Origin of the sequence: Streptomyces hokutonensis, from assembly GCF_042751305.1 — a bacterium.
GTDB lineage: Bacteria > Actinomycetota > Actinomycetes > Streptomycetales > Streptomycetaceae > Streptomyces > Streptomyces hokutonensis_A.
The window spans coordinates 13,543-35,175 of the sequence record NZ_JBHYWD010000033.1 but is presented as its reverse complement, the minus strand read 5'-3'; the positions used below and the strand labels follow the sequence as shown (position 1 = coordinate 35,175).

The following is a 21,633-nucleotide window of genomic DNA, read 5'->3' as shown; positions in this document are numbered from 1 at the left end:
GCGGGCAGCGCTGCTCCGGGAGGCACACCAGCATGACCCGTTACACGGCACCCGGCACCGAGGGCGCGATCGTCTCCTACCAGGCGCGCTACGACCACTTCATCGGCGGCGAGTACGTTCCGCCGGCTCGCGGGCAGTACTTCGAGAACCCGTCCCCGGTGAACGGGCAGCCGTTCACCGAGATCGCGCGCGGCACCGCGGAGGATGTGGAGCGGGCGCTGGACGCGGCGCACGCCGCCGCGCCGGGCTGGGGGCGCAGCTCGGTGACCGAGCGGTCCGACATCCTGCTCAAGATCGCCGACCGGATGGAGGCACACCTGGAGCCCCTCGCGGTCGCGGAGAGCTGGGAGAACGGCAAGCCGATCCGCGAGACCCTGGCCGCCGACATCCCGCTCGCCATCGACCACTTCCGCTACTTCGCGGGGGCGATCCGGGCGCAGGAGGGTTCGCTGGGCGAGGTCGACGACGACACGGTGGCGTACCACTTCCACGAGCCGCTCGGGGTCGTCGCGCAGATCATCCCGTGGAACTTCCCCATCCTGATGGCGACCTGGAAGCTGGCCCCGGCGCTCGCGGCGGGCAACGCGGTCGTCATCAAGCCCGCCGAGCAGACCCCGGCGTCCATCCACTACTGGATGAGCCTGATCGCGGATCTGCTGCCGCCGGGCGTGGTGAACATCGTCAACGGCTTCGGCGTCGAGGCGGGCAAGCCGCTCGCGTCCAGCCCGCGCGTGGCGAAGGTCGCCTTCACCGGCGAGACCACCACGGGGCGGTTGATCATGCAGTACGCCTCGGAGAACATCAAGCCGGTCACGCTGGAGCTCGGCGGCAAGTCGCCGAACATCTTCTTCGACGACGTGTCGTCGGCGAACGACGACTTCCTCGACAAGGCACTCGAGGGCTTCACGATGTTCGCGCTCAACCAGGGCGAGGTGTGCACCTGCCCGTCCCGGGCGCTGATCCAGCGCGGCCACTACTCCGACTTCCTCCAGGCGGCCGTCGCCCGCACGGAGTTGATCAAGCCGGGGCACCCCCTCGACACCGACACGATGATCGGCGCCCAGGCCTCCAACGACCAGCTGGAGAAGATCCTCTCCTACCTGGACATCGGCCGGCAGGAGGGCGCGAAGGTCCTCACGGGCGGCGAACGGCTCGACTACGACGGCGAGTTGAAGGGCGGCTACTACGTCCAGCCGACGATCTTCGAGGGCGACAACCGGATGCGGATCTTCCAGGAGGAGATCTTCGGGCCCGTGGTCTCGGTGACCTCGTTCGACGACTTCGACGACGCGATCAAGGTCGCCAACGACACGCTGTACGGTCTCGGCGCCGGTGTGTGGACCCGGGACATCAACACGGCGTACCGCGCGGGCCGGGCGATCCAGGCGGGCCGGGTGTGGACCAACTGCTACCACGCGTACCCCGCGCACGCGGCGTTCGGCGGCTACAAGCAGTCCGGCATCGGCCGTGAGAACCACAAGATGATGCTGGAGCACTACCAGCAGACCAAGAACCTTCTAGTTTCATACAGTCCGAAGAAACTTGGGTTCTTCTAGAGCCTGAAGTCGGTTGCCTGGAGGCATGGTTGCGCTCCAGGCAACCCGACACGACAGCTACTTTCAGCCGGATCAGTCGCGGACCAATCGGCACCGGAGAACATCACCCGCGAACCGCCCGCTCATGAGCGCAGCGATTCGATGAATACTCGTACGCAGCACTCGAACCACTGACACCATCGGGGAGGCCCTCGGCCTCTTGGCGGCCCTGAATCAATCCGTATCGCCGGCGAGGGCTCCTCGCGGCGGCAGGAGCCGGCCCGACCTTGCCGGTATTACCCGAAACCGCACATAGAGCCGTCAACATTCTTGACCAGCACCAGTTGGCTCGGCCGGCACATGGTGAACGCTCTCCATCCCGTAGGCCGCCTTTCAACGTCCGCTCCTTGCGCGAGCGGCGACGAATCCGCCAACGCCTTCTCGCCACCGGTCGGTTGGTCGTCTCCGACCTCACGGGTCTTCCCCCAGGGCCGGGTAGTTAACGTTTCCGCAGGTCACGCAAGGGGTGTTGGGGTCCATGCAGTTGCGGCGGAGAGGCCGGGGCCGAGTTTGTGGATGAGGCCGGTCTCGGCCCATCTGGAGAGCTGCCGATACATGGTCTCCATGGTGATGTCGCCGAAGGGAGAAGCGATGTCACGGGGGCGCCGGAGGCGGGTGGGGTCTTCCTCGAGCAGGCCAAGGATCCGGTGACGGCGGCGGTCGGCGAGGGCGGCGTTCCGGTCGTCGCGGGAGATGGCGGGGAGTTGAGGGTGCGGTTCGTGAGGTTCGCGGACGCTGATGTCGAGACCGGTGATGGTACGGCTGGTGTCGGGCCTGCCGTCGTCATGACGGGTGCTGTAACGGGACATCGGTGACTTGACCTTGCGGGTGCTGACGCGCTGCCGCCGGGGCGGCAGGAGACGGGCCAGGATCCGGTGCCCGATCAGCCCGACGCGACCGACACCGCCGGGGTCGGTGATGACGGCGGCGGCCTGGACGACCTGGTCGCGGGCGGTCTGGAGGGCGATGGTGAAACAGCAGCGGTCCGGATCGGTGCCGGGCAGCGACTCGGCGGCCTCGGCCATCATGGTGCGCAGGGCCTGGTAGAGGGTGAGCAGGGGCCCACATCTCCTGTTCGACGCCGGCCGGGTCACCCGAGCGCAGGACACGCCCGTTCATGATCGTGTGGCGGAGCGCATAATACGCAGATTCGTGTTCCCACCGCTGGTGGTAGAGGCCCACCAGCGCGGCCGCCGGGTATCGGCCGACGTCGGTCAAGGTGGTGACCAGCCGGTAGGAGCCGGTGAAGACGGTGCCGTCCGCGCGGGTCACCGTGATGTTCGCGTCGATCACACGTACCTTCTCGGCGGCGATCACCGACAGGTATGAGCCGTCGGCGAGACGCGTGAGAACAGGGGTACGCCGGTTGCTGCGAAGTCGTCCCAGGAACTGGGCGCGGGTCGCGGTGACGGCGGTGAGGAAGTCGTTGCCGTCGAAGCCCTTGTCCCCCGATCGACACCTACCGCCGCACCCCGCCCAACCGACGGCGCGCTGAACCCGGCCGCGACAGCACCGTCTTCGTCGGATGAACTCCCGGCTGTCAGTCGCGATCCAGCGCAGCACTGAGCTTGTTCCGCGAGTTGACGTCGAGTTTGGTGAACACCTTGTGCAGGTGCCATTCCACCGTGCGCGAGCTGATGAACAGCTCGGCGCCGATCTCGGAGTTCGTCTTGCCGTCGGCGGCCAGTCGGGCGATCTGGGCTTCCTGCGCGGTGAGGGCCTCACGTACGTCGACCGTGTGTTGCCGTACCGACTCGCCGGTGGCGAGGAGTTCGCGACGGGCACGCTCTGCGAAGGCGTTCGCCCCGAACCCGTGGAGCATTTCGTAGGCGGCGCGCAGTTGCTCGCGTGCGTCGACGCGCCGGTTCTCACGGCGTAGCCACTCGCCGTACACCAGATGGGTGCGCGCGAGGTGGACGGCGGCCCGGCTGCGCTGAAGACGCTCGATGGCCTCGCGGTACAGCAGGTCCGCGGCCGGACCGTCGCTGAGCAGCGCTCGCGACCGGGCCACGACACCCAGGCTCCAGTTGGTGCCGCTGGCCTCGGCCTGTTCTTCAAGTCGGCGCAGAGCCGCCGCGGCCGCCTCGGGGGCATCACCGCGAGCACCCGCCTCGACCAGTTCGAAGAGGGTGAACCCGAAACCCGCCAGTTCCTCGTACTGCCATGCCCGTTCGGCCCTGGCCAGGGCGTCCTGGTAGCGGCCCAGGCCGTTGTACAGCACCGCGATCACGTAGTCGGCCAGCCCGATCGCCCGCCCCTCGCCCCAGGACGCTGCGTCCCGGGTCCGGCCGTCGATCCAGTCCGCCACCCGGACGTCGTCGCCACGCCAGACCAGGAGGACCGCTGCGGCGTACCCGAGGGGCGAGTTGCCGGTCACCTCTGTCATGGTGTCGGACTCGTCGATCAACGCCGAGGCGAGGTCGAACTCCCCGGCGTGCACATGCTGGATGGCGCGGTAGCAGAGGGCCAGGGGAAGGAAATTGAGCGCACCGGTCTCGCGAGCCACCCGGACCGCGCACGTGGTCAGTTCCTGGCACGTCTCGTCGTCCCACATGTCGCTGGCGACCAGCCATGTCAGCCAGAGCCAGCGCATGACGTCGTCCTCGCCCCGTTCGGCGGCTTGCCGGAACGCCCGCAGCGCGAGCTTCAACGGCGGCGCACCCTGGACGTAGTCCTCGGTGAACCGCGTCGCCAGACCGTCGAGAAGGATGTCCGTCAGCCGCGGCGACCGCGGTGCGCGCGGTGCGGCACGGGCGGCCTCGGCCACCTCCCGCAATCCGGCACGGCCAACCAGACGACCGGCGATGACCGCTGCTCCGATCGCTTCGAGATACGCCTCGCGCGCCTGCCCCCCGTCGATCTGTTCCAGTCGGCCGGCCGCGTCGAGCAGTAGTGGCAGGGCCTGACCGCCGCGATTGCGCGCGAAGACGATCTGGCCGCGGAGCCGGACCAGCCGTGCCTGCTGGACCTCGTTCAGCGGGCCCGTCTCCGCGGCGGCGAGGAGTTCGAGCGCCGCGTTCGGGGTCCCGGCCTCGAACGCGGCCTGCGCCGCGGCCACCGCTCTCGTTCCTCGTACGGCGGGATCGGGCGTCAGCTCTGTCGCACGCCTCAGGAACGCGGCTTCCGCCGCGATACCGCCGCGGGCCCGGGCTCTGGCGGCCGAGCGCTCCAGCTCACCCGCCAGGGCCTCGTCGGGTTCGACCGCCGCGTGGGCGCGATGCCAGGCCCGGCGATCCGAGTCGACCTCGGGATCGGTCGCCTCGGCCAGCGCGCGGTGCACGTCCCGGCGTACCCCGGGGTCGGCCGCGCGATAGGCCGCCGAGCGGACCAGCGGATGGCGAAACCGTACCTGCACCCCGAACTCGATCAGCCCGGCCTGCTCGGCCTCCCCCGCGGCGTCCGCCCCGATGTCGAGTTGCTCGGCCACCCGCCGCAACAGCGGCACGTCCCCCACCGGCTCGGCCGCCGCCGCCAGCAGCAGCCGTTGCGCCGCATCCGGGAGGGAAACGATTCGCCGCAGAAAACTCTGCTCGATCTGACTCGCCAGCGGCCGGGTGTCCGGACGCCCGAATCCGCCTGCCAGCTCTGCCGTGGTCAATCCCCGCGTCAGTTCCAGCAGAGCCAGCGGGTTGCCACGGGTCTCGGCGACGATCCGGTCCCGGACGCGTTCGTCCAGCCGACCGGGGACCGCCGAGTCCAGAAGCGCACGCGCATCGTCGTCGCGCAGCCCCCGGACCACGAGTTCCTTCAGCGCCGCCCACGGGTCGTCCACCGGAGGGGGCGTGGACGTACGCACCGCGAAGACCAGCGCCACCCGCTCCGCGAGCAGTCGGCGCGCGACGAAGGTCAGCGTCTGCGCGGAGACCCGATCGAGCCACTGGGCGTCGTCCACCACGCAGACGAGCGGCTGCTCCTCCGCCACCTCGGCCAGCAGGCTGAGCACCGCGAGCCCGACCATGAACCGGTCCGGCGCGCTTCCCGCACGCAGACCGAACGCAATAGCCAGAGCCTCACGTTGAGGGTCGGGAAGGCGATCGAGCTGCCCCATCACCGGCACGCACAGCTGGTGCAACCCGGCGAACGCCAGCTCCATTTCGGACTCGACGCCGACGGCCCGCAGGGTCTGGCACCCTGTCGCACTGCCCACCAGGTACTCCAGCAACGCGGACTTGCCGACCCCGGGCTCGCCGCGCAGCACAAGTACCTGGCTCTGACCCGCCTTGGCGTCGGCCACCACCTGGTCCAGCGCTCCGCACTCGCCACGTCGGCCGCGCAGCCCGGGCCGAGGAACGCTGCTCGACATCCACCACCCACCGCGCAGGTAAAAGAGCCAGATCCTGATCAACTCGGACCGACCCCATCATGCACCCCTGCGCGCGGCACGGACAATCGCCGGCCGGACAGGGTCGGGGCCCGGCGGACACCTCACCACATGTTGGTTGCGGCTTCATCGCCAAGGGAGATCATCGGCGTCAAGACACGGTGCGAAGTCTGTGGAGCAGGTTGATGAGTTGCGCAAGGTCGCCGGCTCGCGCCGCGTCAAGGAAGGCTCGGCACGTTCAGTGGAGGACAGCCGTTCCACCAGGAGCCGGCCCGCGCACTGCCGAGCGCGGCCCTGGTGGTGACGGCCACGAGGAGCGCGACCCGATCCCGAATCTGTGCCAGTTCCGCGTCCTGCCGGCGGACCCACACGTCCTGAACGACTTCCTCGGCGTCGACGGCACGGCCCAGCCTCTGGTGGGCGATCCCGAACAGCAGGGAACGGACACTCTCGAAGTCCCTTGCCGCCCCGGGTCCCGAGTGAACCGCGCTCGTTGTCGCATTGCCGGTCGTACCCGCGCTCGACGAGCCCGGCTCCGGCACGACGTCGATGCTGGACAACTCGTGACGATCTCCCCCGCCCCCGGTACCCCGGACCGCCGGGACGGGCTCATCGTGTGCCCAGGGCCCCCGCTCAGTGAACCGGCCACCGTCGTCCGGAGCCGGTGACGGGCGTACCCGTGTAATCCCTGGTGCACCCCCGGGCGGCCCCCGTACACCATCCCCATGGACGCAGCCGCGGAACGAGGGGGCCGAACAACACGGTGGGAAAACGCTGTCACTCACGGCCCGGGGCCGCCCTAGGATCCGGATGCCCGACGACCGCTTTCCGGCGTCTATACATGCCGTGTATAGTCCGGACCATGCCAGGCGGCACTTTCGGCCGCCAGTTGCTCAGTGCCTCGATGCACACAAGGTGTGTTGCCGTACAGCATGGCTCGTGGGTCAGAAGCTTCAGTTATCGACCCCTGGAGCGTCCTCGCGGACACACCTTGGGTGGTTTGTCACCCCACGGCCAGAGGCATGGTCGCCGGCGCTTCGCGCCCAGCACGAGAGGTTGCCAGTGAACCCACGTCCGCAGCATGTGCGACAGACTGTCTCCCCAACGACCCCGCGTCGTCAACAGCGATTCGGAAGTCTTCGTGCTGTCGGCTTCGGAGCACGCCTCGCCATGAACGGCGGCCGGGACGGTTTGGTGCGTACCGTCCTGATGGCCGTGGGCGTCGGACTGGGGGTCGCGCTGCTGCTGCTGGCCTCGTGCGTACCCACTGCCAGACACCACCGGGACGAACGGATCCACAACCGGATCGACATCAATCTCGACGACCGGGTCATCACACCCTCTCGCAGCACGGTGTTGCTCAGTGAAATTGACACGGTGTTCCGAGGCAGGGAAATCCGGGGAAGGATGCTGGAACCCGAGGGGCCTGCGGCGCCGCTGCCTCCCGGAGTCACGCGATTCCCGCGTCCTGGGGAGATGGTCGTGTCACCGGCACTCCGGAAGCTGCTGGCCGCGCCCGGGAGTGACCTGCTTCGCGAGCGCCTCGACCATCCCATCACGGGAGAAGTCGCGGACCGGGGTCTGGTCGGGCCCGGCGAATACGCCTTCTATCTCGGCGGCGAACACATGGCGGACGGTGTCGCAGGAGCTCGTCGACTGGACCACTTCGGCAAGGTCTATCCGGCGAAACCGCTCGACCCCGAGCTCGCGCTGCTGAGTATCGTCGGGATGGTCGTGCTGCTCGCCCCGGTCGCGGTGTTCATCGCCGCAGCCGTCCGGTTCGGCGGCGAACACCGCGACCGAAGGCTGGCCGCGCTACGGCTGGTAGGCGCGGACCGTCGGACGACCGCCCGTATCGCCGCAGGCGAGACGCTGGTCAGTGCGCTGCTCGGCGTCGCCCTGGGCGCAGTCCTGTTCCTGTTCGGCCGTCAGTTCATCGGGTTGATGGACATTCAGGGACTCAGTGTGTTCACAGCGGACCTCAGCCCGCAGCCTGTTCTGGCGGCGCTCACGGTGGTCGGCGTAGTCGTGCTGTCCCTCACCGTCACGAGGCTGGCGATGAACGGGGTGGTTGTAGAACCGCTCGGGGTGGTTCGCAAGTCCGGTGGTGCCACACGACGTCTGTGGTGGCGCATTGCTGTACCCGTACTCGGACTGCTTCTCCTACGGACGTCCGTGCGGGGCGGATCCGACCTGCGCAGTGCCACCAGCGTCATTCCGGTCGTTGCCGGCATGCTGGCGTTGCTCGTCGGCGTGACCGCCATTCTGCCCTGGATCCTGGAGCAACTCACCAGAGTCTCCGGCGGATTCGGTCCCCTCTCCTGGCAACTGGCCGTCCGCCGGCTGCAGTTGAGCAGCGAAGCCGCCACCCGCTCGGTCAACGGAATCGTCGTCGCCGTGGCCGGAGCCATAGCACTCCAGACCCTCTTCACCGGCATCGCACACGGTCACAACGACAGCAGCGGGGCAGCCAGGAACAGTTCCACGCCGCGCACGCATATCGGCGTCGCCGGTCTCGACGACGGCAAGGGGTCCACGGATCGGTACGCCTCAGTGTTCTCCTCAACGCCTGGCGTGCAACAGGCAATCGGCTACGCGGAGTTGTCCGTCAGTGGGTCCGATGACGATTTCCCGCAGACGGTCCGCGTCGCAGGATGCGGCCAGCTGAGACTGCTCGCCTCGCTGCCCGGCTGCACCGATGGGGATGCCTTCGTCGTCACCCCGCGAGGCACCACCAGTTCCGCCGACACGACCGTGTGGAAGTCGGGCAGCACGATGCGTCTGGACAGGAAAGGCACCCTGTGGAAGGTGCCGCACATCACCGCCACCGTCGAGGCCAGGAGCAGCGATCCACAAGGTGCCTACCCCGAGAGGATGCTGCTCGCCACCCCCCGAGCAGCCGGCTCCTCGGCGATGGCGGACGCTGTGAGCACCATCAGCATCAGGTACTCGACGTCCAGCGAAGACATCCAGGACCGGATTCGTACGACAGCCGCCCGGCTGGACCCTTCCTTCACCGTCGAATTCCCCACACAGGCCAAGGGCGACACGGCTCTCGACGGGATCAGGCGGGACCTGTTGGCCGGGGTGACCGCCGTCCTGCTGCTGATCGCGGCAAGTCTGCTGCTCGGTACGATCGAACAACTCCGGGACCGCAGACGCGTCCTGGCGGTGCTCGTCACCTTCGGCACCCCGCGACGCACCCTCAGCAGCTCGATCCTGTGGCAGACCGCGTTGCCGGTTGCGACAGGACTACTCGTCGCAGGAGTGGTGGGAACCGCCCTCGGCAACGCGCTGCTCCGTCTGATCGGCAGGGCAGCGGTCTACGACTGGAACAGCATGCTGGCGACAGCAGGCATAGGGGCCGCCGCCAGCGTCGCCGTGACCGTGCTGACGCTCCCCACATTGTGGCGCTCCTCGCACCCGGAGAACATCCGCTTCGAGTGAGCGATGTCCGTCAGCCTGTGTCGGCCCCTGGCGAATCGGCCGTCGGGTGTTCGTCGTGGAGTGCGGCGAGCGCGGCGGCGAGCCTGCCGCGGCTGGTGATGCCCAGGCGGGGATAGATGCGGTACAGATGGGCTCCGACGGTACGGTGCGAAATGAACAGGCGCTGGGCGATCTCCCGGTTGCTCAGCCCCCGCGACGCCAGCACCGCGATCTGCATCTCCTGGGCCGACAGCCGGTCGCTGGTGTTCGCGTGCCGCCGACCGCTCGACTCGCCGGCGGCACGCAGCTGCTCACGAGCCGTCTCGGCCCAGGGCCGGGCGCCGATCCGGTCGAACTCGTCGCGGGCGCTGCGCAGCGGACTCCGGGCGTCGACGTTGCGCCGTTGTCGGCGCAGCCAGCGACCGTGGTGCAGGTGCAGCCGGGCCCGCGCAAGGGCCCAGCCGACGGGCAGCGCGGCCAGCGCCGCGCTGTAGCGCTCCTCCGCCGCGTCGTCCGGCGCCAGCACCGCCTCCGTGTAGGCGTGGGCCACCACCATCATTTCCGAGGGCAGCTGGGCGGCCAACTCGGGGAGTCCGTCCAGTAGTTGCCGGGCCTGCCGCGCAGTGTCCGCGGCCACGGCGGCGTCCGCCAGGTCCGGTGCGAGCAGCCAGCGGCTGACCGAGTGGTAGTGCGGGTCGGCGGGATCGAACGCGCGGGAGACGGCGTCGTACGCTTCGGTCGCGCGGCCGTCGAAGAGCGCCAGCAGGCCCTCGACCTGCTGCGCCATCACGGCGGCGAACGGCATGCCGGGGAACAGCCGGTGGGCACGGAGTTCGCCCAGCATCCGCGCCGCGGCCTCGGACTCGCCGCGCAGCGCCGCCACCAGACTCCCCGTCGCCTTCACCCCCAGCCAGACGATCCATTCCCCGCTCTCCTCGGCCAGGGCGAGTCCTTCGCCGGACTCCTCGCGGGCCCGGTCGAGCTGACCGAGGTACACCCGCGGCCAACTCCCGGCAAGTGACCGGGCGAGCAGCCCGAGCCTGCCCTGTGACCGCCACGCCGCGGCCGCCAGCGACAGGTACCGGGCGGCGCGGGTGACGTCGCCCAGGACCATCGCGCCGCTGCCGAGGAAGTGTGTGATCCGGCCGTCCTCGTGGTCAGGCCGAAGGCCGTCGAGCCGTGCGATCACCTCGGCGCCGTACCGGTACGGCTCGGTGTACGCCCGTACCGTCAGGACGACGGGAGCCTCCGGATCGGGGTTCCACCGGTCCAGCTCGGCCGAGGCCAGCGTGCGCACCCGTGCGTCGCCGTCCTGGAAGAAGCACCGGGCGGCGGCCCGCCACAGCAGGTTCTCGGCGACCCGCACACCGCCTGCGTCGAACGCGCCGGCCGCCGTGGTCACCATGTCCTCGATCCGGCGCTGCGGCTCGTCGGGTTCGAACGCCGCCTTGTCGGACACGACCATGAGGCGAGCCCGTTCCAGTGGGCCGAGTTCGCTCAGGTCGGCCCGGTCGAGCAACAGCTGGGTGTGAACCCGGTCGTTGATCTCGCTGGCCGACTCCACTGCCCGCACCAGGATCTCGGTCCTGCGGCGCGGGTCCTGGACCAGCTCCGCCGCCTGGCGCAGGGCCGGAACGGCCGACGCCACCTTGCCCCGGGCCAGCGCCGTGTCGGCGAAACGTTCCAGCCGGGCGGCGAGTTCCTCGTCCGGGCCGAGCGACGCGGCGGCCAGGTGAAGGAGCTGGTGCTCGGGTGTGTCGGCCATGACCTCGGCGATGGCGCGGTGGGTGTCCAGCCGATCGGAGACGCCGGCACGGGTATAGATCGCCGAACGCATCAGTGGATGCCGGAACTCAAGAGCACGGGCTACCAGGACGACCAGACCCGCGTCGACCGCCTCCTGCACCGCCTTCACGGAAACCGCCGCGCCTGTCAGACGACTCGACACGTCCAGCAGCCGGTTCAGTGGCGCGTTGGGCTCGGCGGCCAGGGCCAGCAGGAGCCTGCGGCACTCCGGGCTCACCGAGTCCGTACGCGCGGCGAACGCGTCCTCCAGGCGCTGGGTCAGCGGCAGATCGTCCAGCTGCGGTGCCAGGTCCTGCACCGTCTTGGGCAGCTCGACCAGGGCCAGCGGGTTGCCCGCGGCGCGTTCCAGAACGAAGGCCCGGATCGGCGCCGACAGGTCCGGTGCGACCGCGTCGAGCAGTTCGGCGGCGGCCGACGACCCGAGCGGCTCCAGAGGGAGGTCCGGTTGCGCGCTCGGGTCGTAGGAGTCGGGAGAGCGGACCCGGGACGCGGCGATGATCAGTACGGGGAGGTCGCGGGTGCGCCGGGCCACGAATCTGAGGACGTCCCGGCTCGGTGCGTCGATCCACTGCAGATCGTCGACGATCAGCAGGAGCGGCTGCCGGTCTGCCTCGTCGGCGAGCAGTTCGAGTACGGCGAGCGCGACCCGGAAGATGTGGGGTTCGGTCTGCGTGGCGCTGAACGCGTCGACCAGCGCCGTCCGGTGCGGGGTCGGCAGCTTCTCGATGCCGTGGGCGACCGGTCGCAGCAGCAGTTGCAGGGCCGCGAACGGCAGCCACAGCTCGGTCTCCACACCGGCCGCGCTCAGCACCTTGAATCCGCCCTCGGTGCCGTCGGCGCCGACAGCGCGCAGCAGCGCAGACTTGCCGACGCCGGCGGGGCCGTGCATCAACAGCGCACCACCGCGTCCGTCCGCCGCGTCCGCCAGCAGCGTGCGCAGGATACGCAGCTCCTCGTCCCGGCCGATCATCGCGCGGGGGCCGGGTTCGGCCTCGGGAAGGCTCCGGCTGCTGGGCTGGGCATGTGCGACTTCCTCCGTGCAGAAGGTCACGTCGCACGGCATTCTAATCGCGCCTCATTACACCCTCGGTGCGTCCGCACCATCAGTCGAACGACTCGACCTCGGCGGTACTGCCGCGCCGAGGCCGGGATTCGAGGACGCCGTCATCGACAGAACCCGCCGTGGTGGTCTCCGGCGGGTTCTGTCGTGACGGCGCTGTTGGGATCAGTTCGGCGTCAGGAAGGACACTTCGTGGGTCCCATGCGGATGAGGGTTTCGCGTGTCTCCTCGGTCAGACCACCCCAGATCCCGTGCCGTTCCCGGTGGTCGAGTGCGTACCGGCGACACGGAATCCGTACCGGGCACCGATCGCAGATCGTCAACGCCCGTCGGACGGTCGCCAGGTCGCCCGGAGGAGGGAAGAAGGTCTCGATGTCGGCTCCGCGGCAGGACGCGACAAGCCACCAGCCCGCCACCGAACGGACAGGCAGGGCACGGTTGTTCAGCCGAGGGGTGCGCGGCGCCGTCATCCCATCTCCTCCAGCTTCTTGCCGTTGGTCTCCCGCACCCGTACCGCGACGAAGACGAAGGACAGCACGGCGAAGCCCGCGTACACGGCGTAGGTGGACGACAGGTCCCAGTCCGACATACGGGGGAAGCTCTCGGTGACGGCCCAGTTGGCGATCCAGTTGGCGGCGGTCGCCACTGACATCGCGGCGGCGCGGATCCGCAGCGGGAACATCTCGCCGACCATCACCCAGAGCACCACGCCCCAGGAGACCGCGAAGAAGAAGACGAAGGCGTGGGCGGCGACCAGTGCCACGGTGCCCTGGGTGTCCGGAATGGACAGGCTGCTGCCACTGCCTGTCCGGTACGAGAACGCCCAGCTGGCCAGAGCCAGCGACACGGCCATGCCGGCCGAGCCGGTCAGCGCGAGCGGTTTGCGGCCGATCCGGTCGATCAGCAGCATCGCCACGACGGTTCCGACGATGTTGATGATGGACGTGGAAAGGCTGATCAGGAGCGAGCTGGCCTGGTCGATGCCCACCGACTGCCACAGCAGCGACGAGTAGTAGAAGATGACGTTGATGCCGACGAGTTGCTGGAACACGGCCAGCCCGATGCCGACCCACACGATCGGCAGCAGCCCGAAGCGGCCGTCGAGCAGATCGCGTACCCGCGGCTTGTGGTCGGTCCTGAGCGCGTGCTGGATCTCGGCGATCCGGTCCTCGGCACCGGCGTCTGTGCCCTGCAGGTCGCGCACTACAGCGAGGGCCTTGTCCTCGCGGCCCGTGGCGACGAGGAAGTGCGGCGACTCGGGGATGCGCAGGGTGAGGAGCAAGTAGGCGAGTGCCGGTACGACGGCGGCCATGAGCATCCACTGCCAGGCATGCAGGGCACCCAGCGAGTTTTCGCTCTTGCCGTCGGCCCCTTGGGCGATACCCCAGTTGACCAGCTGGGAGGCCGTGATGCCGAGCACGATGGCCGCCTGCTGGAACGAGGCGAGCCGGCCGCGGTGGTCGGGCGGTGCGACCTCGGCGATGTAGGTGGGGCCGATCAGCGAGGCGAGGCCGATCGCCATACCGCCGATAACACGCCAGGCTCCCAGGTCCCAGGCGGAGAAGGGCATGGACGAGCCGAGCGCACTGATCGCGAAGAGAACCGCGGCCAGGTGCATCACGCGCCGACGGCCGACGCGGTCGGCGAGACGCCCGGCGAAGGCCGCACCGAAGGCGGAGCCGAGCAGGGCGGAGGCGACGATGGTGCCCGTCTCGCTGGAGGTGACATCGAACCGGTGCTGGATTCCGGTGACGGCGCCGTTGATGACGGCACTGTCGTAGCCGAACAGGAAGCCACCGATCGACGCGGCCGCCGATATGTAGGTGATGCGCCGGAGGTTGGTGGGGCGGAGTACGGCCCTCGAGTGGGCCGGTCCCGCGGAAGAGGCGTTCGAGGTCATGGAGGAGGACTCCTTCACAGGACCGGGTGCCCGGACGTGCGGGCGGGAGCACCGGTCGTAGAGGACACGGATCGGGAGGACGACTGCACCGGCGCCCCGGGGCGCACTTCGGACCTGCGGGCAAGCCCGTCGCGGGTCAGAGAAGCGCTGCCGGGGACGAGAGCAGTTCGTGGAGGCGGGCGAGGTTGGCCGCGCCGACGAGGCCGGCGTCCGATCCGACGGTGGCGGTGCGGACCTCGGCGTAGACACGGTGCTCTCCGCCGCCGAGGGCCCGACGGTAGGAGATCTCGGCCGGACGCCTGATCAGTTCGCCGGTGTCGCCGAGGCCGCCGCCGATGACGAGGACGGACGGGTCGAGGATGGACGCGAGGTCGGCGAGAGCCTGGCCCAGCCAGCGGCCCGACTGCGCGAACACGTCGAGGGAGAAGGGGTCGCCGCTGAGGGCGGCCTTGGTCACATGGTGGCCCGCTAGGCCGGAGGGGGTGCCGTCGCCCAACGCGAGTACCACCGCGGCCCGTGCCGGATCGGCGACCGCCATCTCGCGGGCGCGGCGCGTGTGGGCGGCTCCGCTGGCGTACTGCTCCATACAGCCGTGCTGGCCGCAGGGGCACGGCAGGCCGTCGGGGACCGCCCGGTAGTGGCCTATCTCGCCTGCCATGCCGAAGCGGCCCCGGAAGAGCCGGCCGCGGCTGATGATGCCTCCGCCGAGGCCGGTCCCCGCCATGACCATCAGCATGTCGTCGTGCCCGGCACCGGCTCCGTGGATGAACTCGCCCCACGCGGCGGCGTTCGCGTCGTTCTCGACGACGACCGGAAGTCCGGTGGCCTCCTGGACGATGTCCCGGATCGCCTTGTCGTGCCAGCCCAGGTTGGGTGCGAAGCGCACCGTGGAGCGGTCCGCGTCCACGTATCCGGCGGCTCCGACGCCGACCGCCCGGATGTCGTCCCGACCCGTGCGGACCCGCTGTACCGCCTCGGCGATCACCTCGGCGATCCGGTCCGGGTCGTGCGGGGTGGGGATGCGCACACGTGAGACCACCTCCCCTGCCGGGTCGACCGCCCCTGCGGCGATCTTCGTGCCGCCGAGATCGACGCCGACGGTCAGACCGCCGTTCTGTTCGTTCATGCGGCACCGCCCACGCGATCGAACCCGTGGTCGGTGAAAAGGAGAAACATGGTGTGGTTCCTAACGTTGTTCTTCCATGTGAGAGAAAGGGAGGAGAGCCGGCTCATCACCGTCCGGAACGGCCGGCAGGTGGCTTCGGCACCCTGAAGGTGACGGTTCCCCGCCTGTCCAGGGACTGCCTCAGCTTCCGCGATCCGGCGTCGCGTTGCTTGAGTCATTCGACTGCGTCCTGGATTTCGTCCGCCCGCCGTGTCACACACGCGGGCCGTGCCCGGTCTCCTCCCGTGAAGCAAGCAGATCGACGGAGGTGTCACACGGTGTTGGAGATGGAATCAACGGGCGGCGAGCGCGAGGACCGGCAGGCGACCGGCCCCGGGATTCCGGCAAACGCCTTCGTGCCGGAGGGTGTTTCGGCGATGCCCGTGCTCGAAGGCGAGCCCGAGCGTGTGATCGAGGCCGGTGAGACGTTCTGGGAGCCGGGCGGTGACGTGATCCATTACCAGAACGGCAACGCCCTGTCGGACACGCCGGCCAAGTACGTCGTCGTCACGCTGGGCGCCCCCGGTCGGCCGATGCTCACACCGGTCGACGAGGACGAGTTGGCGAAGCGGGCCCACCTGCGTGCCCCGCGGCCTTCCGCCGACTGAACCACCGCTCGGAGACGCCGAGTTCCTCACGACAGTTCTCGAAGGGGGCCACTGTGGCCGGTGATGGATCGATGTCGCACAGTACGACCGAGGGGCTGGTGGGACGCGACCGGGAGCTGGAGCTGCTCCGGTCGTACGTCGACCAGGTACGCGTACGCGGTGGGGTGCTGCTGCTGTCCGGGGAGCCGGGCGTCGGCAAGTCAGTTCTCCTGGATACCGCAGCGAAATCGGCGACGGCGGCCGGTGCGCTGGTGCTGCGCTCGGCCGGGGTCGAGTTCCTCGCGGATCTGAGCTTCTCCGGACTGAACCACGTACTCGAACCCCTGCTGCACGAGTGCGACGGACTCGACCCGGCACACCGCGAGGCCCTGACCGTCGCGCTGGGGTCGCGTGACGGGGCCACAGTGGACCGGCTGGTCGCCTACGGGGCGGTACTGGCGCTGCTCCGCAGGGCCGCGAGCACCCGTCCGGTCCTGTTGGTCATCGACGACCTGCAATGGATCGACCGGGCCAGCGCCTCGGCGCTCGCGTTCGTCGCCCGGCGACTGACCGGGAGCCGGGTGGGCCTTCTCGCCGCTTCACGGCCCGGGTTCGAGAGCTTCTTCGAACGTGCGGGACTTCCCGAGCTCACCGTGTCGCCGCTGAACGACGAGGCCGCGACCGACCTGGTCGGCACCCGGTTCCCGATGCTCGCCGGGCGGGAGCTGCGTCATGTCCTCGCACAGGCCCAGGGCAATCCGCTGGCCCTGCTGGAGCTGCCGGTCGCACTCGACGACTCGCGGGGCAGCGCGGGAGTGGTGCTGTCCGAGGTGCTCCCGCTCAGCCGTCGGCTGCAGGACCACTATGCCTCCCGGGTCGCGGAGATGCCGGCAACCACCCGCCGCCTGCTGCTTCTGGCCGCGCTGGAGGACAGCGGCGACCTGCCGGTCCTGCGGGCTGCCGCCCCCGGCGAGGACGTACCGTCCCTGCTCGCCCCCGCGGAGCGGGCACAGTTGCTGCGGGTCGAGCACGGCGGCCTGGGGCGGCTGTCCTTCCGCCATCCACTGATCCGCGCGACGATCGTGTCGGGCTCGACCGCCGGTCAGCGGCTGGACGCCCACCACGCTCTGGCCAGGGCACTGGCCGATCAGCCCGACCGCCGGGCTTGGCACCTGGCAGAGGCCACTCCCGATCCGGACGAGCGGGTCGCGGCGCTCCTGGAGCACACCGCCCACCGGGTGCGCCGGCGCGGCGACGCCGTCGGCGCGTTCAACGCGCTGGTACGGGCCGCCGACCTCACTCCCGGTCCCGCGGACCGCAGCAGACGGCTGGCCGAAGCCGCCTTCGTGGGCGCGGATGTCGCCGGAGAGCTGCGCACGGCGGCCGAACTGCTGGTCGAGGCCCGGCGCGCCGACCCCGACCTGAGGGGATCGCTGCGGGCGGCGGCCGCGGCCTCCCACGTACTGCTCAACCGCGACGGTGACGTCAACACCGCGCACCGGCTGCTCGTCGGTGCGATCACGACCCGCGAGGGCAGGTCGGACGGCGACGACGAGTCGCTCTTCGAGGCGCTGTGCACCCTGCGCCGGGTGTGTCTGTGCGCGGGCAGACCCGAGCTCTGGGGCGCGTATCACGCGGCCATGTCCCAGCTGACCGTGCCGATGCCTCCCCTCCAGGAAGTGCTCGGCGATGTCTACGCGGACCCGGCACGTTCCTCCACGGCCTCCCTCGGCCTGCTCGACGCGGTGATCCGCGACCTGCACCTGGAATCGGACCCGAGCCGGATCGAACGCATCTCGATGGCGGCACTCTTCGTCGACCGGGCGACGGGATGCCGTGCGGCTCTCTGGCCCGTCGTCGACGACGGGCGCGAGGGCGGGGCGGTCACCTCGGCCCTCATCGCACTGGTCGTGCTGTGCCTGGACGACTTCATGACAGGTCGGTGGGACGAGTGCGGCCGTCTCGCGACAGAGGGAGTGGCGCTGTGCGAAGCCCACGGCTATCAACTGCTGGCCCAGCAGTTCCACCGGGCGCAGGGCCTGCTCGCCGCGGCGCGGGGCGACGACGGCACGGTGCGGGAACTGGCGCAGGGGATCACGGATTGGGCGGTGTCCCGCGGTGCCCGAACCATCGAGCACTTCGCACTGCACATGACGGCACTGGCCGCCCTCGGACGCGAGGACCACGAGGAGGCCTACCTCGCCGCATCGGCGATCAGCCCTTCAGGTGTGCTGGCCCCCCATGCCCCGCTGGCCCTGTGGGTTCCCATGGACCTCGTGGAAGCCGCCGTCCGCAGCGGGCGGCGGGCCGAGGCGCTCGCGCATGTCGCCGCGATGCGGCGGACGGGTCTGCCAGGCATCTCCGCCCGCCTGGCGCTGGTCACCGCCGGTTCGGCCGCGATCGCCGCCTCGGAGGACCGGGCCGCCGACCACTTCGAGGAAGCGCTCGCCGTTCCTGGTGCCGACCGCTGGCCCTTCGACCTCGCGCGGGTCCGTCTGGCCTACGGGCAGCATCTGCGTCGCACACGGGCCGTGACGGAAGCCCGGGTGCACCTCACCGCCGCCCTCAAGACCTTCCGCCGTCTGGGGGCCGCACCCTGGGCGGCGCGAGCGGCGGAGGAGCTGCGGGCCACCGGCCGTACCGCCACGAGGGCCCGCCAGGACCTGGGGACCATCCAGCTCACGGAGCAGGAACACCGGATCGCCGCACTCGCCGCCTCCGGAATGACCAACAAACAGATCGGCGAACGTCTGTTTCTCTCCCACCGAACGGTGGGGGCCCACCTGCACCGGATCTTCCCGAAACTCGGCATCACCTCTCGTGTCACCCTCGGCGAGGCCCTCGCCGCACTGCCGCCGGAGCGGTCCCGGGCGGAGCGGTCTCCCACCTCGTCGCAGCCCTAGAACGCGGTACCCGGGGGAAGGGACGCGAGCGCGTCCCTGAGTGCCGCACGTGAGGCGATTCCGAGTTTCGGAAACAGCTGATAGAGGTGCGAGCCCACGGTTCGGGGCGAAAGGTGGAGACGTTCACCGATCTGCTTGTTGGTCATCCCGGAAGCCGCGAGTGCGGCGATCTCCTGTTCCTGCGCGGTGAGCGTCACGGAGCCGTGCTTCGTCCCGGTCCGGGACCGACGGGTGGCGCGTAGTTCGCCCGCTGCCCGGTCGGCCCACGGCCGGGCGCCCAGGCGCTCGAACGCCTCGGCCGCCGCGTCCAGTTGGTTCCGGGCCTCCGTGACGAAGCGCATGCGCCGCAGACGCTCACCGTAGGCCAGCCGTATCCGGGCCAGGTCGAAGGGCCAGCTCTGCGCCCCTGGAACGGACAGTGCCTGGTCGAAGCGTCGGATCGCGCCGTCAGCGGGTGCGACGAGCGCGGCGGAGCCCGCCACCAGCAGCGCCAGCCGCGGGGAGAGCGCCGCGACACCGGCGTCCCGCATCGCACGCACATGTGCCTCTGCCTCACGGGTGCGCCGGGTGTGCACCGCCGCCTCCACGAGATCCAGGCCGGCGCACAGCACGTGCGGAGCGTGGGACGCGAGTCGGCCGGCGGGGCTGATCGCCACAGCGTGGCGATACGCGCATTCGTAGTCGCCCGCACCGAGTTCGGTGAGTACCCGGGCGTGGTCGGCGAAGACCGCCGCCCCCAGAACCCCACGGGGCACGGCCCACTGCGTGATCCGGTCGGCCAGGCTCCGGCTCTCCTCGAAGTGCCCGTGGACGGCGGCGAGCAGAGCTTGTTGGTACTCGAAGTACCAGGCGAAGAAGGGGTATTGGCGCTCGTCGCAGATCCTCAGTCCCTCGGCTGCCAGCGTTCCGGTCTCCTCCCATCGGCCCGTCGGGAAGGCCTCCAGGCACAGGTGCATGAGCGCGTCGAGGTGCCGGCGGACATGGCCGCCCCGCCGGCCACGACGGACCGCACCCCAGGAGACGTCGTGGAGTTTCGCGAGCACGTCGGGGTGGACGGGGCCCGTACCGATGCGGACGATCTGCCCCGGGTCCTCGCCGTTCCGGATGCCGCCGGGGATCGGGTCGAACTGCGGATGGCCGGCCGAGCCGGTGCGGGCCGGGTCCACCGGCCTCTTGCCGTAGGCGGAGAGCATGGGCGGAGCAGCCGGCTCCAGACGGTCGAGTGCGGCGTGGAAGGGTTCCCACAGGGTGTCGCGACCACCGGACCAGCACACGAGCAGCAGCACACGCAGTGCCTCGATGAGGGCGTCGTCCCCGGCGTCGTATCCGTGGGTACCGTTCTCGATGGCTTCCACCAGGAGGCGGTGAGCCAGGTCGATGTCGCCGTCACCGCCGTTGAGCAGGAGGAGCACCCCGGTGGCGGCGGCGAGTGGAGACCCGGCGAGGTCCGGGTCCGCGCGCCGGGCACGGTCGAGGAGCTCCGACGCCGAGCGCAGCTCACCGGTCGCGTCCGCACCGAGGTAGGCGGCCCGGGTCAGTCGGCGTCCTCGGTCCGCGGGACGGGGGCTCAGCTCGGCGGCCCTGGTGAAGGCGGCGACCGCCGCTGGCGCGTCACCTCGTCGGGCGGCGTGCTGCCCGGCCTCCTCAAGCAGGGCGGCAACACGCTCGTCGGGAACGAGGGTTGCCCGGCCCAGGTGCCAGGCACGCCGCTCAGGTGTCTCCGCGCGGATCTCGGCGAGTGCGCGATGAGCCTGACAGCGCTCGGTCAGGGTGCTGGTGTCGACGACCGCGGCCCCCATCAGCGGATGACGGAAGGCGACCCGGCCGTTCGTGCCGTCGACGGTGATCAGGCTGTCCGATTCCGCCGCCAGCGCCGTAAGAGCGTTCCGGTCCTGCGTCCCTGCACGGAGGACGCCCGGATCTCCGGTGTCGTCGAGGGCGAGGAGCAGCAGGAGCCGACGCGATTCTGCCGACAGGCCGGCCACGCGCGAGGCATGACGGCTCCGAAGACGTGAGGAGAGGGGCAGCACGTCGGGCAGATCGGCCAACCCGCCGCGCTGCGCGCCGCTCAGCGCGGCGGGCAACTCCACGAGCGCCAGCGGATTGCCCTGCGCCTGCTCCAGGACGCGGTCGCGGACAGATGTGGCCAGCCCCGGAAAGCGGGCTCCGAGCAGTTCCGCGGCCGCATCCCTGTCCAGCGGTGGCACCTCGTAGCGGGCGAGCCCGTCCCGATCGAAGAAGGTCCCGGCTCCCGACCTGGAGGCGGCGAGGAATCCGATACGGCTGCTCGCCGGCCGACGGGCGACGAAGCCCAGCACCTCCGAACTGGGCCGGTCGAGCCGGGCGAGGTCGTCCACGACGATGAACACCGGGCGTTCGGCCGCCGCTCGGCGCAGCAGCAGGAGCACTGAATGGGAGACGTCAGGCCCGTCGGGCACCGGATCACCGCCGTAGCCCAGCGCACTGCGCAGCACCTTCCGATGTGTGTCCCCCAAGCTCTCGAACCGGTCGTTCAGCGGCAACAGCAACTGGTGAAGACCCGCGTAGGCGAGTTCGGTCTCGAACCGGACGCCGACGGCGGACAGAACCCGGGCACCCGCCCTGGACATGGCCCTGGTGACCTCACCGAGCAACACGCTCTTGCCCACCCCCGGCTCCCCGGAGAGCAGCAGTGCACGGCCCCCGGCCGTACCCGGCCCGAGCAGCGCCGTGATCTCCTGGAGCTGTCGCACACGGCCCACCACCTCAGGAGGCCGACTGCCGTCCGCTGCCAACCGCACGGTCCCACCCGGCGGTTCGGGCACGGCCCTACGTGCTGCGAGGTCCGGACGGTGCTGCGGCCATCGTGGGGGCAGGTGTCCGACAGGGGG

General features: G+C 70.2%; 11 protein-coding genes and 2 pseudogenes. 4 read left to right on the top strand and 9 right to left on the bottom strand.

All coding sequences use genetic code 11. The annotated features are described in order from the left end of the window. Nucleotides 1-32 precede the first annotated feature (32 nt). Nucleotides 33-1,556, top strand: a complete 1,524-nt coding sequence (gene exaC / locus ACFXC1_RS46770; RefSeq protein ID WP_381255263.1) for an acetaldehyde dehydrogenase ExaC — start codon at nt 33-35, stop codon at nt 1,554-1,556. Between the two features lie 494 nt (nt 1,557-2,050). Here exaC and ACFXC1_RS46765 read toward each other — a convergent pair whose 3' ends face one another. From ACFXC1_RS46765 to ACFXC1_RS46750, 4 genes and pseudogenes are all read right to left on the bottom strand, one after another. Next, nucleotides 2,051-2,689 carry a hypothetical protein gene (locus tag ACFXC1_RS46765; protein ID WP_381255410.1) on the bottom strand — a complete coding sequence of 213 codons (639 nt, stop codon included), beginning with the start codon at nt 2,687-2,689 and terminating at the stop codon, nt 2,051-2,053. A gap of 25 nt (nt 2,690-2,714) precedes the next feature. Beyond that, nucleotides 2,715-3,158 (bottom strand): annotated as a pseudogene (locus ACFXC1_RS46760) (transposase); the annotation flags it as partial. Further along, the gene (locus ACFXC1_RS46755; protein WP_381255261.1) at nt 3,136-5,898 is read right to left on the bottom strand and encodes a helix-turn-helix transcriptional regulator; all 2,763 of its coding nucleotides are present in this window, start codon (nt 5,896-5,898) and stop codon (nt 3,136-3,138) included. The gene ACFXC1_RS46755 and the pseudogene ACFXC1_RS46760, both read right to left, overlap by 23 nt. Nucleotides 5,899-6,134: 236 nt before the next feature. Beyond that, entirely contained in the window at nt 6,135-6,476 is a 342-nt protein-coding gene (locus ACFXC1_RS46750) for a sigma factor (protein WP_381255259.1), read from the bottom strand. Between the two features lie 922 nt (nt 6,477-7,398). On the opposite strand from ACFXC1_RS46750, the gene ACFXC1_RS46745 reads away from it, so the two are divergent. Then, the gene (locus ACFXC1_RS46745; RefSeq protein WP_381255256.1) at nt 7,399-9,363 is read left to right on the top strand and encodes an FtsX-like permease family protein; all 1,965 of its coding nucleotides are present in this window, start codon (nt 7,399-7,401) and stop codon (nt 9,361-9,363) included. 10 nt (nt 9,364-9,373) lie between these two features. On the opposite strand, the gene ACFXC1_RS46740 is transcribed toward ACFXC1_RS46745, so the two are convergent. The 4 genes from ACFXC1_RS46740 to ACFXC1_RS46725 form a co-directional block, all read right to left on the bottom strand. Then, nucleotides 9,374-12,199 (bottom strand): ATP-binding protein, encoded by a 2,826-nt coding sequence (locus tag ACFXC1_RS46740; RefSeq protein WP_381255251.1) that lies wholly within the window; start codon nt 12,197-12,199, stop codon nt 9,374-9,376. Between the two features lie 185 nt (nt 12,200-12,384). Beyond that, the gene (locus ACFXC1_RS46735) at nt 12,385-12,678 is read right to left on the bottom strand and encodes a WhiB family transcriptional regulator (protein WP_381255249.1); all 294 of its coding nucleotides are present in this window, start codon (nt 12,676-12,678) and stop codon (nt 12,385-12,387) included. Further along, nucleotides 12,675-14,108 carry a sugar porter family MFS transporter gene (locus ACFXC1_RS46730; protein WP_381255247.1) on the bottom strand — a complete coding sequence of 478 codons (1,434 nt, stop codon included), beginning with the start codon at nt 14,106-14,108 and terminating at the stop codon, nt 12,675-12,677. The genes ACFXC1_RS46735 and ACFXC1_RS46730 overlap by 4 nt, the downstream gene beginning before the upstream one ends. Before the next feature lie 136 nt (nt 14,109-14,244). Then, the gene (locus ACFXC1_RS46725) at nt 14,245-15,234 is read right to left on the bottom strand and encodes an ROK family glucokinase (RefSeq protein WP_381255244.1); all 990 of its coding nucleotides are present in this window, start codon (nt 15,232-15,234) and stop codon (nt 14,245-14,247) included. Nucleotides 15,235-15,659: 425 nt separating this feature from the next. On the opposite strand from ACFXC1_RS46725, the pseudogene ACFXC1_RS46720 reads away from it, so the two are divergent. Further along, a pseudogene (locus ACFXC1_RS46720) lies at nt 15,660-15,881 on the top strand (cupin domain-containing protein); the annotation flags it as partial. A 71-nt stretch (nt 15,882-15,952) separates the two neighbouring features. Then, on the top strand, nt 15,953-18,763 hold the full coding sequence (locus ACFXC1_RS46715) for an ATP-binding protein (RefSeq protein WP_381255241.1): 2,811 nt from the start codon (nt 15,953-15,955) through the stop codon (nt 18,761-18,763). Here the strand turns inward: ACFXC1_RS46715 and ACFXC1_RS46710 are convergent. After that, a complete protein-coding gene (locus ACFXC1_RS46710; RefSeq protein WP_381255400.1) occupies nt 18,760-21,507 on the bottom strand; it encodes a helix-turn-helix transcriptional regulator in 2,748 nt (915 codons plus the stop codon). The two genes, ACFXC1_RS46715 and ACFXC1_RS46710, sit on opposite strands and share 4 nt — an antisense overlap. Nucleotides 21,508-21,633: the final 126 nt, after the last annotated feature.